The following is a 14,841-nucleotide window of genomic DNA, read 5'->3' on the forward strand; positions in this document are numbered from 1 at the left end:
CATATCTCAAATTAACATCAGCCAAAAATGGCAAAATCTCAATTGATTATTTAAATTGGAAGAGAGAATCTCTCTTCCCTCCCATTTAAACTAAACATCCTCCAAAATTTTAGAATCAGCACCTGCAATTTCTACAAGATACTCAGCTTCAACAATATGAAGTTTAGAAGGAATTATAATACAATGAAGAGGACCACCAAAATCATAATCAATTAACTCAGAGATTTTACCTGCTTTAACACAAACATCCTGAGAGCCAACTCTTGCAATACCCATTGCCAATGTATCCTCATTGATTAAACCTTCACGTTCTAAATTTTCATTAATATTCATTAAATATTCCAAACCCCGATTAACAGTCATATACCTGTCTTTATGAGCCTGAATATCCAATAAAACTAAAGTATGCAAATCCATTCTCAAATTTTCTTCAATAGCTTCATAAGGAGATTTTGGATAAAAATTATAATCCGGAAATGGAATAGTAGTTACTTTTCCAAATTTATATCCCTGAAGACCTGAAATAGCTGGAGCTGATGATAAAATAGACGAACCATGAATTACTTCATATTCAATCCCTTTTTTAGAGCACTGAACTAGAAAATCACTATGAGTTGTTGCAATTAAAGGATCACCACCAGTAACTAATGCAACATTTAATTCTTTTGCCTCATCAATAAATTTATGCTCCTCTTCAACTTCATTTCTAACTAAAACTTCAATTTTACTGCCAACTAACTCTTCAATAGCTTCAAAGTTAGAACCAAATAATCTTGATGTGAAAAATTCAGCATAAATTTTATCAACATTCTTTAAACATTCCAAACCTTTTAAGGATATGTCCTTATGGTCAAATAATCCTAAACCTACTAAATAAAACATACATATTATATAACATTTTAATCATAATAAATGTTATGAAATGTGTAAAGGTTCCATTAAGACAATTGAATGATACTCGTATAGAACTAATGGAAAAAGGATTAATGAATATGGAATATAGAATAAAGGCTGAAGATGATTTCGGCTATATTCCAATCAGTGAAGATATTGAAGGATACGAAATAGTATGCATGCACTTAGAGCCTCTGAAAAAAGTAGCCCATAATTTCTCCGAACTGCTTGAAGGCGAATTGACATCTGAAGAAATAGAAAACTTAAAAACATCCTTCGATACAATCGGAGACATTGTAATTTTAGAAATTCCTGACGAGTTATACGATAAAAGACAAATAATCGGCGAAGCTGCACATGAATTTACAAAAAGAAAAGCAATTTACATGAAAAAAAGTGCAATAAAAGGAACCATACGCATTCGTGATTTGGAATTTCTGGCAGGAGTGGACGATTCCGTGACAATACACAAGGAGCACGGTGCCCGATTGAAGCTGGACGTGCGAGAAGTCTATTTTTCACCAAGACTTGCAACTGAAAGAAAACGTGTCATGGAAAGCGTTGAAGATGGTGAAAAAATATTGGACATGTTCTGCGGAATAGGACCGTTTCCAATTGTCATTGCACGAAACAGGGATGTTGAAATTACTGCGGTTGACATAAATGAATCTGCAATTAAATATCTGGATGAAAATATCAGGATGAACAAGCTGAAAGGATCTATTGAAACATACTGCGGAGATGTGAGGGAAGTTTCAAAATCATTTAACTGCAAATTTGATAGAATAATTATGAACCTTCCAGGTCTTGCATATTCTTTCCTTGATGTAGCAGTTGATTTAATTGAAGATGGCGGAACAATCAATTATTATGAGTTTTCTGATTCATATGAACAGGGAATAAAACGTTTAGAAACTGCATGTCATGAAGCCGGGAAAACTGTAAAAATAACCAATACCCGTAAAGTGAAATCAATCTCACCCGATGAGTGGCATGTGGCAATTGACGGTAAAGTCAACTAAACCAATACCTTAAAAGATTCCCAAAACAGATATATTGCCCCGATTATTATTAAGATGGCAAAGATTTTGGGAACATATTTTGTTTTTGAAATTAACTTTTCCAAATCTATTTTTGAAATTAAAAAACTTAAAGCCACCAATGTTAATGTGAATCCCAAACAATACAACAGGATATTGAATATTGCATCAAAACCTCCCTTGGAGCTGACAAGAAGTGATATAAGGGAAATTAAATATCCGCTATAGCATGGAGCCCATGAAACGGATGTAATGAAACCTAATGAAAATGAACCAAGTATTCCATCGCTATTTTTTGGCAGTTTAACCGCAAAGCTAAAAGAATAATCAACCAGCATTAAAATTCCCACAGCCAACAGAATCACGGCGGATAAAATCCTCAAGTAGTATAAATAACCATAAACAAGTGATGTGAAAAATCCTGTTAAAAATATTATAATTAAAAAAATACTTCCAAAACCAAGTGCAAATGAAAATATTTCGCTTTTTGATTTGGTTTTTAAGCTGAAGGCTACGAATATCGGAATGATAGGTAAAATACATGGAGATAAAATTGAAATTATTCCAGTGAAAAATGAAATTAAAGGAAGTATTTCCATCTAAATCTCCTTAATAACCTTTAAAAAATCAACTTTTTCCGGACATCCATCAATCTTGTCAACAGCATTTCCATTGGAATCTAAAAACTGAATTGTAGGAGTTCCATAGACATTGTATTTCTGTGCAATATCAGGATTCTTATTGATGTCCACCATAAGCACAATGAAATTTTCATTTAACACTTTTTGAACATCACCATCGCTTAAAACATTTTCTTTTAGAATGTCACAATATACGCAGCTGTCCTGGTCAAAAATTATTGCAAGAGTTTTGTTTTCGCTTTGTGAAGCATTAAAAGCCCCTTCAATATCGGTTGTAACATTTAAACCTGATATTTGAGTATCATCAAAATCCAAACTGTAAACAGCGGATGTTAATGTTAACAAGCTAATAATCGCTACAATAAAAATATATTTTTTCATACTTGAAATTTTAAGAATCAATACTATTAAATTTTACTAAAAAAAAAGAAAAAAAATGAATAAACATTCATTTTAAATTGGATCAATAATTCCTTTCTCAGTGATGATACCGGTGATTAATTCCTTTGGAGTGATGTCAAATGCAGGATTGATTACTTCAGTTCCTTCAGGACAAATTCTAGCTCCACCGTAATATCTTACCTCGTCACCATCTCTTTCTTCAATAATTGTATCATAAATGTTGATTTCATTATCGAATGTTGAGTAAGGTGCGGCCACATAAAATGGAATGTCATGGTGTTTTGCAGCAAGTGCTACCATAAATGAACCTACCTTATTTACTACACCGCCTTTTGCAATCCTGTCAGCACCAATAACAACCTTGTCAATTTTTCCCTGTGACATTAAGAATCCTGATGCAACATCAGGAATTAATTTTACGGGAATGTTTTCCTGCTGCATTTCCCAAACGCTTAAACTGGCACCCTGACCACGTGGACGGGTTTCATCACATATTACATTAATGTTTTTGCCAGCATCTCTTGCAGCCCTAAATACTCCTAAAGCAGTTCCATAATCCACACATGCAAGTGCACCGGCATTACAATGAGTTAAAACAGTATCGCCATCATCTATGATTTCAGCACCATATTTTCCGATAGCCCTGTTAGTTGCCATATCCTCTTCATACATTTTAAGGGCTTCAGCGAGTGCGTCTTCACTTTGCAATACCCTATCAACTGCCCAGAACAGATTAACAGCAGTTGGTCTTGCAGCTTTTATTTCCTCAGCAGCCTTATTTAAATCGACACCTTCAATATCTGCAAGAGCCATTCCAAATGCGGCTGACACTCCGATTGCTGGAGCTCCTCGAACAGTCATATTTTTAATTGCAACAATAACGTCCTGATAATTTTCACAGTATTTGTAAGTCAGCTCATCAGGAAGTTTTCTTTGATCAATAAGTTTTAGTTTATTATCTTCCCATTCAAGTGTTTTCATCTTAACACCTTTTAAAAAAAATATTTAAAAATAGATAAAAAAAGCATAATTAAATGTTAGTTTCTAATTTTGTTTAATGCATGAGCATTGTTTATAACTATGCTTTTTTTATATTTAAATGCCCATAACGGGTCGATTAGAGACGTATTAAAAATACATCTTAATTATTATTTTATCAATTTATCATTTATAAATATTTATGCAAAATTGAAAATAATGCATATTTTTAGGAATGACTAAGCATTTTCAGTCATTATTGGAACTACCTGTTTCTTACGTGAAACTACACCTTCAAGCAATACTGTATTGTCTTCCAATTTCACATCGTATGCCTTTTCAACTAATGATGCATCTTTACCTAATGCAATAACTTGAGAATTACTGTTAACAATATCGGTGATTAAGAGCATGAACAAGTCTAAACCTTCATCATCAATTATTTTGTTAATTCCAGCTTCCAAATCATCTTTCATAGCCATTACATCAGAAATATCAGCAGTGTTTACTTGATTTACAATTGATTTTACATCCTTAAAGTCAATTTGTTTTGCATCTAAAGCTAAAATTTCTTCAATTGAAAAACTGCTTAAGTCAGTTCCTGCTTTAAGCATTTCCAATCCGTATTCTTCAGCATCAACTTCAGCGATTTTAGCAAGCTTTTCAACAGCAGCCTTGTCATCTTCAGTTGTTGTTGGAGATTTTAAAAGTAAAGTGTCTGAAATAATAGCGGATAGCATTAAAGTAGCTATTTCTTTTGTGATTTCAACACCATTTTCTTCATATAATTTGCATAAGATAGTTTCAGTACATCCTACAGGTTCAAATCTTAAGAATAACGGATATGAGGTTTCCAATGCTAATTTATGATGGTCAACAACTTTTAAAATATTAGCATTTTCCAAATTGTCTACAGATTCAGCAGGAGAGTTGTGATCTACCAAAATGACATTAGCACCATCTTCAACATCATCTAAAAGTTCAGGTGCTTCAATATCCAAATAGTTTAAAATGAATTCAGTTTCCTTATTGATATTGCCTAATCTGTAAGCTTGAGCTTCACTGTTTCCTAACTGATTTTCCAAATTAGCCATTACAATACTTGAAGTGATTGTATCACTGTCAGGACTTTTATGTCCAAAAACATAAGTTTTAACCATATTATCGTTTCCTCTTAAAAATTATATACTAATTTAATTATCTTTTTCATAACTATTTAATATTGCGATAAAATATGAAAAATAGTTGAAAATGATAGCAATATTATTTAAAAAGAAACAAAAAATAAAAAAAAAAAAGTGTTTTAGTAATGACTTTGTGGAGTCATTCCTAAATGATGATCTTCGCTTTTCTTACCAGGTATTCCGTAAGCATCTGCTCTGCATTGAGTACATGCCCTGAATACAGGTATGATTTCTTCCACTTGTTCTCTGACACTTTCCATCATTGAACAGTCAGGACGAGAATAATGTTTCATTTTAGCTAATGGAATTAACGGTAAAATGTTCATTAAAGAAGCGCCTCGTTTTTTAACTTCCTTAGCAATCTCAACAATATGCTCATCGTTTAATCCCGGAATCAATACTGAATTAACTTTAACCACCATACCATTTGCGGCTGCTTTTTCAACACCGTCCAGCTGGTTTTGGATTAATATTTTTACTGCATCATAACCTTTGTAGATTTTTCCTTCATATTTAATAAATGAATAGACATCTACTGCTATATCAGGATCAATTGCATTGATTGTTACGGTAACAGAGTTTACTCCAAGTTCTGCAAGTCTGTCTGCATATTTTGGAAGTAAAAGTCCATTAGTACTCATACATTTGATTAAGTCAGGCTGTTCCTCTGCCATTTTTTCAAAGAATTTGAATGTTTCCTCATTAGCAAGAGAATCCCCCGGCCCTGCTACTCCTACAACAGAAATTGGACCTTCTGCAGTTACGTCATTAACATGTTTAATTGCAGCATCCGCATCCATTACACAACTTGCAACACCTGGCCTGTCTTCCTCATTGTTAATATCTCTTGTACAGAAGTTACAGAATATATTACACTTTGGTGCTACTGGTACGTGTGCTCTACCTACTTTATCATGCATTTTTTCATTGAAACATGGATGTGCTTTTGTTATATGTGCAAATCTTGAACCTTTGTGTTCTGCCATACTATCACTTCTCCGATTATATAACTCCCGTTATTTAGTAATGATACGAACAAATATTTAAAGTTTTCTATTTACCATTCAACTCATCAATATATTCATTAGCTTTTTCAATCCATGCATCTGCAATTAGCTCATCAGTAGCTACTACAGTAATGATGTTATCAGTGGACATGTCCTTAATGATTTTAAATCCTTCAGGCAATATCCTGAATATTGCATCATAGATTCTCCTTTGTAAATTGGAGTGAGGATCATCAATGACAATATTTTCCAGGTCAACATGATTGCCTTCAATTTCAAGCTGGTACCTGTTAGGCTGATAGATTTCCTCACGGGAAAACCTTTTCCAAAGTTGTTTTAAAATGTTTGGAAGGTAATTTTCATTGTCAATGAGGATTCTGGTAATATCATCCGCTTTAACATAACTAAGATTAGCCACTTCACCAAAAGTAACCGCATTTGAAGTCTTTTTCATTTTGATAGCTAAGACAAATACAGGATCATCGGGATTGACATAAGCTCTTAAATCATCAACAGAAGCTCCAAGAACCAAATCCTGAAAGATTTGTTTAATGATGATTTCATAAACTTCAGCTCCACGTTCATCGTAGCATTCAACTAACATTAAATCAACCCTTTAAATTTATTTGTTATCTTGTCTGTGTCCCATTCCAGATACTAAAAGAGCTGCTCCCACAGCACCAATATGTTGGGAATATTCAGGGACAATAACATCAATTCCACCTAAAGTTTCACTTACCGCTTCAACAAGACCGGAAATTAAACTTGTTCCACCTACTTGGATTAAAGGTTCACGAATGTCAATTTCCTGAAGCTGCTGTTCGTAAACCTGTTCGGATACTGAGTGACATGCCGCAGCAGCCACATCAGCTTTGGAACCTCCTGCTGCAAGTGTGGTAACAAGGTCCTGAATACCGAATACAATACAGTAAGAGTTCAACATGGCTTTTCTCCAGTCCCCTTGAACAGCCAGAGGACCTAACTCAGTAATGTCCACATCTAACCTACGGGAAGTCATATCAAGGAATCTTCCGGATGCACCTGCACAAATACCACCCATAGTGAAGTTATCAGGAATACCGTTATTTACAGTAATTACCTTGTTGTCCATACCACCGATATCTAATACGGTAGCTTCTCCTTTCTGACAGTCAGCAAGATATACTGCACCTTTTGCGTTAACGGACAATTCTTCTTGAATGAGTTCAGCGCCAAATTCCTGACCCATTGTAAACCTACCATAACCGGTAGTTCCAATACCGTCCAAATCATCCCAGCCATAATCAGTTTGGGAGAATGCTTCTGCAGCTGCGGTTTTTGCAGACTCGATAATGTCTTTAGTGGATGTCCAACCGGTTCCGATTACCTTGTTGTTTTCCATAAGAACCGCTTTGGTGGTAGTTGAACCTGAGTCTAAACCAAGAGTAAGTCCTTCTTGTTTTTCACGGGCAAGAATACTTCTACGAGTTACAGTAGTAGCCAATGCTTCCATACGGATAAACAATTCATCAGCTTTTGTTCTTTCAGTGAATGAATATGTAACTACTGGGATACGAGTATTGTTTTGGATAAAACGTCTTACTTCATTTCTTACCAAAGCCGCTTCAGCACATCTAAAACAGGTTGCGATAAATACCGCATCAGGTTTGGATCTGCCTTCAACAATAGCCATAGCTCTTGCAATCATTAATTTTAAGCTTGAACTTTGAGCTGAAAATCCGAATTTTTCATAAGACTCGTCAATGTAATCTAAATCAATTTCAGGAAGAACAATTTCTGCACCAAATTTGTTTGCTGCTTTTTCAATTTCCTTTTGAATTCCACTATATTCTGTTCCACATGAAACTAAAGCAATTTTAACCATATTATTATTCCTCCTCAGTAGTTTCTTCTAGTGAATCTACAAACTCATTAATCTGATTCACCATAACATATGTTTCATCTTGATTAGTAGGATATGTAAGTTCTAAAACAGGAATGCCCTTATTCCTAAGTAAAAATATTGATAATTCATTAGTTCTTGCACAACCGATACAACCAAAACCATATGGAGCTCCGTCAACAACAATTGCAGCCTCTGCCTCGTCTATGAGAGGTCCTATAATTGACATTCTTCCACGAACACCTGAAGGAACCTCAATAGCAGCGTATTTAAGACCTTTAATAGGGTCTTCTTCAGAAATGTTCATTGGTGGAGAATCAATCTCCGGGTCTTTGATTTTTTGTCTAATTTGTTTTTGAAGAACTAAAGGAGTATGACCTTTTCTTTCCAATAAATCTGCCAAGATTAATGAATTTGGAGGATAAACAGCTATTTTAACCATATTTTCACCTATTCTTTATTTTCTAAACATTCATTCATGATTTTTTTAAATTCGTCAACGCCAACCGGTTTTTTATCTTCTACTTCAACATCATCTTTAGGGTTTTCCAAAGCTTCTGAAACAAAACCGAGTATTCTATATTCCTTTTCCATTTGGTGGAATCCTTCCCTAGGTCCAAACCTGTGACCTCTGCATCTTCTAGGGTCACCAGGAGCAAAACCTCTTTCTTTTGTGAAAATGTGATTAGGGTCAAGTTTTCTAATCTCCTTAATTGCTTTGTAAACATCTTCACTTTTTCCACTTATCATAGATCCATAACAAGTATTTTTAATTGTAAGCGGCAAGCCTAGCATATGGAATGCAGTGACAACTTCCTGTTCACTTACATGAGCTCCAGGCCCAATAAAAATCATACGAGTAATTACATCAGGATCCCAATCTTCTGTTCCCAAATCAGGACTCATGGTTAGATTCTGTGACATAGACTTCAACTCCCTCTTTTAATTCTTCAAGATACTCATAATCCGAAGTGATATCTCCAATTATATTTGTCGCTTCAAAACTTTCAGCGGTAGGTCCGTATTCCTCATTATCCTCAAATCTGATACCGATTAAACCTGCACTTTTTGAAGCCATGTTTGTGATACCTATTTGGCCTCTGATAACCTTATCGACTGGGTTATTTTCAGGAACCAATCCCTTGGCTAATTTTTTATCCCCCTCGAAAATTACAATATGCATGCCCGGCACGGAGAAATGGACTTTTATTTTACCGATAGGGTTTTCTAAAAGTCCTGAAAGATACTTGAAGTACCTTACAGATCTAGGAGCATTATCCACAAACTTAATTGTGCATAAATCCTCTTTCTTAACCGCCTTAGTGATTACTTGACCTTCTTTCAATATATCAATTGTATGTTTTGGAATTTGTTCGACAATAATGGCATCATCATCAATTAACCCATCAATCATGTGCTCTACGCCAGCTGCAGACAACATTTCTGTAGCTTCTTTTTGAGTCTTGTTCAATAGCATTAGCCTTTGCTGTTCCGCCTTCACGGTAATGAAATCGTTTTCCTTTGCAATGTCAATTATTTCCATACCGTTCACGATATGACCGACAGTAGTGTGATTAGGTGTTAAAACCCTGTTTTCACGGTATATGAATAATCTTCCAACACCCACACCATCGTTCCTGACGGTTATTGTACCCCTGTTCCTTAAGGTAGTGTTCTCTTTTGGCTTATCGATTCCGGCAAGGTCATAAAAACCAATGAATGATTCACTGTCATATGACACCTTGATCCTGCCATCCTTAATAAGGGAGAACAAGTGTTCGACGCAAGTCGGTGAGTCCTCGTCAATGTCAAAGGAAATGTAGGTGAACAGTTCATTGCCTTCCTCGAGAACAGTGCTTAAGTCTGACACTGAAGCACTATCTGTAGTGGTGCTTCTTTCGATGATTGGCTCAATACCGGTCACCCTATCATCGTCAGTCAATTCGTTCAATGTCTTTTTACCACCAATTATTCGGGCAAAGATACCCTTGTTATATGGAGGCACACTGTAAACGTTGGTAGTGTTCTCTTTAAGCATTATCATATGAGTTGACTCATTACTAAAACTAGATAAACTTAAAACAACATCCCCCTCAAAATATTTATATTCATCGGATGTGGGCTCCAAATCAGTTACGATTGGACCGATCGCCACCTCGGTAGGAGTGGACCAGCGAATGTCCAAATCAACGAATTCCTCATGCTGATTTTTCCACACATCAACAAGAGGCCTTGCCTCTTCAGACTCATCCAACTGTATGATTATTGAACCCTTGTTTGTTTTAATTCTATACTTGCTAATATTCTTCTCCAGTTCTTTCTTACCTTTTATTAAGCAAATAATACTTCCAGGAGTATAAGGTGCGTTTGTTTCATCAATTACATCTTGAATTGTTGAAGCATCAGGCACTTCTATTTCTTCTCCATTAATTTTAATTAACATACAATCTCCAATAAGAATTTTTAATATTATATATATTTGAAGTTATCATATAAAATAATTATTTATTTGAATTTGAAAAATTATATTAACACAATGTTATAACATTACTAATAAAGGGAGGGAAACTTATGAAGATTACAAGAAGACATGTAATTTCTTTTCTAATCATAATGCTTATTGCAGTCAGCGCACTGTCAGTAGCCAGCGCATATACTGGAACCGGCTTTACGCACAGCATTCCTGCATCAAAATACCGTGACATGTCTGCATCAGACATTCTGAGCAACTACCACAAGACAGACTGTCACGTGGAAGAAAAGGGAGTGTGTACAAAGGTGGTTGACGGAGATACTATCTATCTGGACAATGGCGAAAAAATCAGGTTCGTGGGAGTCAACACTCCTGAAAGGGGAGTTGAGGGATACATCACATCCAAGAACTTCGTGCAGAAACTATGCCTGAACAAGGAGGTTGGAATCGATGTCGATGACTCCAAGCACTCCGACCGCTACGGCCGTACCCTTGGAGTGGTTATCGTCAACGGCAAGAACGTTAACGAAATGCTTTTAAAAGAAGGATTGGCAGAGGTAATGTACATGCCTCCAAGCGAATTCTACCCTTACGATTGGGCTGACAGTTCAACACACGTCCCAAATTCACAGAACACTTACGTCCACACTTCAGATAAAACAAGCAGCGATTCCGGAAATTATGTTGCCAACTCCAATACCGGAAAATTCCATGAAGTGAGCTGCAGATGGGGTCAGAAAATATCAGACCACAATAAAGTAACCTTTGACAGCAGAAATGAAGCGATAAGTCAAGGATATCAACCGTGCAAGGTTTGCAATCCTTAACTTTTTTTATTTTTTTATTATTTATACTTTAACAGTTCAATATCCCTTTCGAACTTATCCAAATCATTCGGAGTATCCACGATATTGGAGTACAGCATTCCCAGGGAATAATTACCAATACTTTCAAGAATTGGAATTATGACGGCAAAATAAATTATGAAACCGACGTATGGAATGGCCATCACAGTTGATGAAATCGCTGAAACTGCAATCACCAGTATCGCCATCACGACCAGCCACTTGAAAATGTTAACTATTCCAATGTTTTTGATGTCAATGATGACCTTATGGACTTTCAATGCCTCAGGCAGGCTGTTGAGATAAGCCAGTCTGGCCTTTGCAAAAAACAGCAGGAATTCGAATATCAAATAGGTGATCACTATCACCAGAAGCATCAAGCCTAGAGTGGCTAGAAAGTTAGGGATTTTAAAGTCAAAAAGAAGATCTCCCGCTGATGAGCCTAATGTGGATATGGAAATGAAAAATATTACGGTCGGAACGAGCATATAGACAATTCTCAGGGCAAGCACCCTGATGGAATCGTAAATTCGGTTTCCCAAACTCAATGAGGGAAACAGGGAAGATTCAATCGAACCGTTCCTAACCATGCCCAGCATATATCCCGGCACGATTAAAATGAATATGAAAAATGCGACCACTCCAATCATCACAAGATAATTGTTGTCCAACAGCTTGCCGATTGGAATGATGACTATCAAAAGGAAAAGGACAAACATTATCGGTAATTTAGCGATGTTTCTGAATGGATATTTCACTGAATATGAAATGATTTTCGACAATTCCATTATTTATCCCTCACTTAAATATGAATACTGGATTTTTTTCCTGATTGAACAATTCCTCTTGTTGGCCCTTATAATTTAAACAAAGTGAGTTGGAGTCTGTCACCTCACCGACAACCTCCGCTTCAATGGAGTATTTCGCAAGGTATTGCTTGATGAAATCACACTTGTCCTCGCTGGCTGTGAAGACAAAACCTGAACCAGGGTATGACCTGAGCCAGTCAACCCATTCGACACTTTCGTTTCTTGGAATGTCCTCCAAATTGACAACTGCTCCCTTGTTGGAAGTTTCCAAAAGCATTTCCAGTGTCCCCAATATTCCAGGATTGGATATGTCCTTGCCGGATTTTATGCAATCATGCTCCGCCAGGTACTGCACGGCTGTGATTTGGTCTTGAACCAGTTGCGCATCCTTGTCATATGTGGTGTCCCAGTTTAGGCTGAACATTTCATGAGGCTTTCCGTCAAGGTCTATTGCGACTATTACCTTGTCGCCCACATCGGCACCGAAACTGGTGATTATCTTGTCCTTTTGGGCGATTCCAACGATTGCCACTCCAAGGGAGTCGACCTCGCCGTCGGGATGCAGGTGGCCGCCAACCATCGGAACCTTGAATTTAAGGCATCCGTCCCTGATTCCGCTAAGCAGATCCTCATAGATTTCATCGTTGCTTATTGACATTATATTAACCATTGCCAGGGGTTTTCCACCCATTGCCGCAATGTCATTTACGTTTACAAGCACTGAGCAGTAGCCGGCCCAGTAGGGGTTCACATTCATGATGTCTCCCCAGATTCCGTCTGCTGCAATGAGCATTACCTGATTGTTTCCGATGTCAATAGCTGATGCATCATCCCCAATGTCTATCACAACATCTCCGGAAACATTGTATGATTCCTTTAAAAGGGATATCACATTGTCGATTGAGCTTTTACGTGTCACTCCCTTAAATTCCTGAAGTTCTTTCACCAGATTTTTAAAATCCAAAGATTTCATCCCCTTATTTTATTTAATATAATTTATTTTGTAGTTGCAATTAATATTTTTTATTATTTCAACAATCTTTTCCTTGACTTCATCAATGTCTTTAAAGTCATGTGAATCCCGCCTGTTGCAAAAGATTTCCGATTTAATATTTTGACCGATGATGTCATCAAAACCACTTTCAACCTCAAAGATTATGGAATCCTTAACCTTGAATCCATCTTCCACAACCTTGTCCAAGTCGCCATCAGTTATTCCGATTACAGGTATATCAAACCTGTACAGAATATCAGAGGATATCAGTGTTGTGTCATCGCCAACAGTGATGACCAGGCTGGAATCCCTGAAACGGTAAACATCCTCACCGGCATGGTCTAAAAAAGTAACCTTAAAATCATCAGGCTTTTCATCTGAAATCACTCTTGGAGTGACTTTAGCATGCCTTAAAAGACCGGTTTTAATTATTGCACTATCCAAGTCAACCTCACCCAACTTTTCAAGGCCATGGCTTTTAAGCTCCCCTCCGATGATGTCCACAATATGATTGTCCCTCGCAATAAGAGTGAGCTTATCGGAATCTGTCTTTCCTATGACAACACTGTTAACCATTATGTTTTCACCGGGACTGACCCCATGAACTATCCTTTGGTCAACACCTGGATTATCCTGTTTAATATGATTGTCATAAACCTCTTCAGGCCTGACAATGGACAAATCGAGCTTTCGAGACAGCTCATGTGCCAGCTCGAGGTCATTGTTCCAGGGTATGATGCTGCCGTCAGCCTCACCTGGCCTTTCAATCTGGATAACGGGAATGTCATCATCATCGATTTTATCAGCATAATGATTATAAACCTTATATCCGAAAACCTGACCTGTGACATCGGACTTACCGTAATTCAGAAGGAAAATCACATCCACATCACTGTCATGGAATATCCTTAGCGAGTCGCTTGGAACCAATTTTTTTGAAATGTCGATTGTATCCTCCAGACTGGCGTCAATAACAGCAGTCCTGCCCATGGTTCCGCCTAACCTAACCTTAACGTCACCATAGTCCCGAATCATGTTGATCAATTTCAGGGCGTATCCGGAATCAATTATATTCGGCCCATGCACAACAATGCCTATTCTCATCCTGTCACCTTTATGCGTTTCTTGAATATTTTGGAGCCGCAAATTTCACAATCCTCGAAGGGATAATCATCCGGATATTCCTTCTTGCATCCCTCACAGACTTTCTTCCAATTGTAAATTCCCTTAATGCCTTCGGTTATGACACCGGAATATGGTATGTCCATTATTTTCAATGCATTTTGAATTGTGTAGTCATCGCTTATAACCTTGACGCTCTTGCCCTGCTTGTGAAACATGTAGGCAAGCGATATTAATTTTTTATCAGGAACGGATAACCTTAAAATATCACCTGATACAGATATAATATCATTGACACTTGTTATATACATGGAAGGAACATCTTGTATGATGACCTTGCCCTCCTCAAGTGCCATGTCAAATTTTAATTTCGATTCAAAATCCTTTATTTCAGAAGTAATCTCAGGGACTGTGAAATTATTATTACCTCTAATTTTAAATCCGTTTATGAAAGCGGATGCATCCAATACATAATAAGTTTCCATGTTACTATATTACTTCTTATGAATTTATAAATATTAATTTAAAATTTCATCATATTTGGAATAAATTTGGAATAGAATTGGAATA

General features: G+C 36.6%; 17 protein-coding genes. 2 read left to right on the top strand and 15 right to left on the bottom strand.

Annotated features, from left to right (window positions below):
- Nucleotides 1-90 precede the first annotated feature (90 nt).
- Entirely contained in the window at nt 91-882 is a 792-nt protein-coding gene (gene dph5, locus ACKI30_RS02230; RefSeq protein ID WP_407409530.1) for a diphthine synthase, read from the bottom strand.
- 35 nt (nt 883-917) lie between these two features.
- Between dph5 and ACKI30_RS02235 the strand changes: the two genes are divergently transcribed.
- Entirely contained in the window at nt 918-1,916 is a 999-nt protein-coding gene (locus ACKI30_RS02235) for a class I SAM-dependent methyltransferase (protein ID WP_407409532.1), read from the top strand.
- Here ACKI30_RS02235 and ACKI30_RS02240 read toward each other — a convergent pair.
- The 10 genes from ACKI30_RS02240 to ACKI30_RS02285 all read right to left on the bottom strand — a co-directional run bounded on the left by ACKI30_RS02240 (nt 1,913) and on the right by ACKI30_RS02285 (nt 10,471).
- On the bottom strand, nt 1,913-2,533 hold the full coding sequence (locus tag ACKI30_RS02240) for a cytochrome c biogenesis CcdA family protein (protein WP_407409534.1): 621 nt from the start codon (nt 2,531-2,533) through the stop codon (nt 1,913-1,915). The two genes, ACKI30_RS02235 and ACKI30_RS02240, sit on opposite strands and share 4 nt — an antisense overlap.
- Entirely contained in the window at nt 2,534-2,956 is a 423-nt protein-coding gene (locus ACKI30_RS02245) for a thioredoxin family protein (protein WP_407409536.1), read from the bottom strand.
- 72 nt (nt 2,957-3,028) lie between these two features.
- The gene (mtnA, locus tag ACKI30_RS02250; protein WP_330008208.1) at nt 3,029-3,958 is read right to left on the bottom strand and encodes an S-methyl-5-thioribose-1-phosphate isomerase; all 930 of its coding nucleotides are present in this window, start codon (nt 3,956-3,958) and stop codon (nt 3,029-3,031) included.
- Between the two features lie 236 nt (nt 3,959-4,194).
- Complete coding sequence (locus ACKI30_RS02255) at nt 4,195-5,115, bottom strand: manganese-dependent inorganic pyrophosphatase (protein ID WP_407409538.1); 921 nt, start codon at nt 5,113-5,115, stop codon at nt 4,195-4,197.
- Between the two features lie 143 nt (nt 5,116-5,258).
- Nucleotides 5,259-6,125, bottom strand: coding sequence for a radical SAM protein (locus tag ACKI30_RS02260; protein ID WP_407409540.1), 867 nt, complete (start codon nt 6,123-6,125; stop codon nt 5,259-5,261).
- A gap of 67 nt (nt 6,126-6,192) precedes the next feature.
- Nucleotides 6,193-6,750: a methanogenesis marker 17 protein gene (locus ACKI30_RS02265; RefSeq protein ID WP_407409543.1), complete on the bottom strand. Its 558-nt coding sequence runs from the start codon at nt 6,748-6,750 to the stop codon at nt 6,193-6,195.
- Nucleotides 6,751-6,768: 18 nt separating this feature from the next.
- On the bottom strand, nt 6,769-8,010 hold the full coding sequence (locus ACKI30_RS02270; protein WP_407409545.1) for a methanogenesis marker 15 protein: 1,242 nt from the start codon (nt 8,008-8,010) through the stop codon (nt 6,769-6,771).
- A gap of 4 nt (nt 8,011-8,014) precedes the next feature.
- Nucleotides 8,015-8,470 (bottom strand): methanogenesis marker 5 protein, encoded by a 456-nt coding sequence (locus ACKI30_RS02275; protein ID WP_330008201.1) that lies wholly within the window; start codon nt 8,468-8,470, stop codon nt 8,015-8,017.
- An 8-nt stretch (nt 8,471-8,478) separates the two neighbouring features.
- Nucleotides 8,479-8,952, bottom strand: a complete 474-nt coding sequence (locus ACKI30_RS02280) for a methanogenesis marker 6 protein (protein WP_407409547.1) — start codon at nt 8,950-8,952, stop codon at nt 8,479-8,481.
- Nucleotides 8,924-10,471, bottom strand: coding sequence for a methanogenesis marker 3 protein (locus tag ACKI30_RS02285; RefSeq protein ID WP_407409549.1), 1,548 nt, complete (start codon nt 10,469-10,471; stop codon nt 8,924-8,926). Before ACKI30_RS02285 ends, ACKI30_RS02280 begins: the two co-directional genes overlap by 29 nt.
- A 128-nt stretch (nt 10,472-10,599) precedes the next feature.
- Here ACKI30_RS02285 and ACKI30_RS02290 point away from each other — a divergent pair, with 128 nt between their 5' ends.
- Nucleotides 10,600-11,328, top strand: coding sequence for a thermonuclease family protein (locus ACKI30_RS02290; RefSeq protein ID WP_407409551.1), 729 nt, complete (start codon nt 10,600-10,602; stop codon nt 11,326-11,328).
- Nucleotides 11,329-11,345: 17 nt separating this feature from the next.
- On the opposite strand, the gene ACKI30_RS02295 is transcribed toward ACKI30_RS02290, so the two are convergent.
- The 4 genes from ACKI30_RS02295 to ACKI30_RS02310 are packed head-to-tail and all read right to left on the bottom strand — an operon-like array spanning nt 11,346 to nt 14,756.
- On the bottom strand, nt 11,346-12,134 hold the full coding sequence (locus ACKI30_RS02295; RefSeq protein ID WP_407409553.1) for a DUF4013 domain-containing protein: 789 nt from the start codon (nt 12,132-12,134) through the stop codon (nt 11,346-11,348).
- Between the two features lie 10 nt (nt 12,135-12,144).
- Nucleotides 12,145-13,128, bottom strand: coding sequence for a methanogenesis marker 2 protein (locus ACKI30_RS02300; RefSeq protein WP_407409555.1), 984 nt, complete (start codon nt 13,126-13,128; stop codon nt 12,145-12,147).
- A 9-nt stretch (nt 13,129-13,137) separates the two neighbouring features.
- Nucleotides 13,138-14,253: a DUF2117 domain-containing protein gene (locus ACKI30_RS02305; RefSeq protein ID WP_407409557.1), complete on the bottom strand. Its 1,116-nt coding sequence runs from the start codon at nt 14,251-14,253 to the stop codon at nt 13,138-13,140.
- Complete coding sequence (locus ACKI30_RS02310) at nt 14,250-14,756, bottom strand: ribonuclease VapC (protein WP_407409559.1); 507 nt, start codon at nt 14,754-14,756, stop codon at nt 14,250-14,252. Before ACKI30_RS02310 ends, ACKI30_RS02305 begins: the two co-directional genes overlap by 4 nt.
- Nucleotides 14,757-14,841: the final 85 nt, after the last annotated feature.

The organism is Methanobrevibacter sp., from assembly GCF_045539575.1.
GTDB lineage: Archaea > Methanobacteriota > Methanobacteria > Methanobacteriales > Methanobacteriaceae > Methanocatella.

Coding starts and splice junctions, on each gene's coding strand:
- ACKI30_RS02280 (WP_407409547.1), bottom strand. CDS start 8,952: ATGTCACAGAATCTAACCATGAGTCCTGATTTGGGAACAGAAGATTGG.
- ACKI30_RS02245 (WP_407409536.1), bottom strand. CDS start 2,956: ATGAAAAAATATATTTTTATTGTAGCGATTATTAGCTTGTTAACATTA.
- ACKI30_RS02255 (WP_407409538.1), bottom strand. CDS start 5,115: ATGGTTAAAACTTATGTTTTTGGACATAAAAGTCCTGACAGTGATACA.
- ACKI30_RS02265 (WP_407409543.1), bottom strand. CDS start 6,750: ATGTTAGTTGAATGCTACGATGAACGTGGAGCTGAAGTTTATGAAATC.
- mtnA (WP_330008208.1), bottom strand. CDS start 3,958: ATGAAAACACTTGAATGGGAAGATAATAAACTAAAACTTATTGATCAA.
- ACKI30_RS02310 (WP_407409559.1), bottom strand. CDS start 14,756: ATGGAAACTTATTATGTATTGGATGCATCCGCTTTCATAAACGGATTT.
- ACKI30_RS02300 (WP_407409555.1), bottom strand. CDS start 13,128: ATGAAATCTTTGGATTTTAAAAATCTGGTGAAAGAACTTCAGGAATTT.
- dph5 (WP_407409530.1), bottom strand. CDS start 882: ATGTTTTATTTAGTAGGTTTAGGATTATTTGACCATAAGGACATATCC.
- ACKI30_RS02305 (WP_407409557.1), bottom strand. CDS start 14,253: ATGAGAATAGGCATTGTTGTGCATGGGCCGAATATAATTGATTCCGGA.
- ACKI30_RS02240 (WP_407409534.1), bottom strand. CDS start 2,533: ATGGAAATACTTCCTTTAATTTCATTTTTCACTGGAATAATTTCAATT.
- ACKI30_RS02275 (WP_330008201.1), bottom strand. CDS start 8,470: ATGGTTAAAATAGCTGTTTATCCTCCAAATTCATTAATCTTGGCAGAT.
- ACKI30_RS02290 (WP_407409551.1), top strand. CDS start 10,600: ATGAAGATTACAAGAAGACATGTAATTTCTTTTCTAATCATAATGCTT.
- ACKI30_RS02260 (WP_407409540.1), bottom strand. CDS start 6,125: ATGGCAGAACACAAAGGTTCAAGATTTGCACATATAACAAAAGCACAT.
- ACKI30_RS02285 (WP_407409549.1), bottom strand. CDS start 10,471: ATGTTAATTAAAATTAATGGAGAAGAAATAGAAGTGCCTGATGCTTCA.
- ACKI30_RS02235 (WP_407409532.1), top strand. CDS start 918: ATGAAATGTGTAAAGGTTCCATTAAGACAATTGAATGATACTCGTATA.
- ACKI30_RS02270 (WP_407409545.1), bottom strand. CDS start 8,010: ATGGTTAAAATTGCTTTAGTTTCATGTGGAACAGAATATAGTGGAATT.
- ACKI30_RS02295 (WP_407409553.1), bottom strand. CDS start 12,134: ATGGAATTGTCGAAAATCATTTCATATTCAGTGAAATATCCATTCAGA.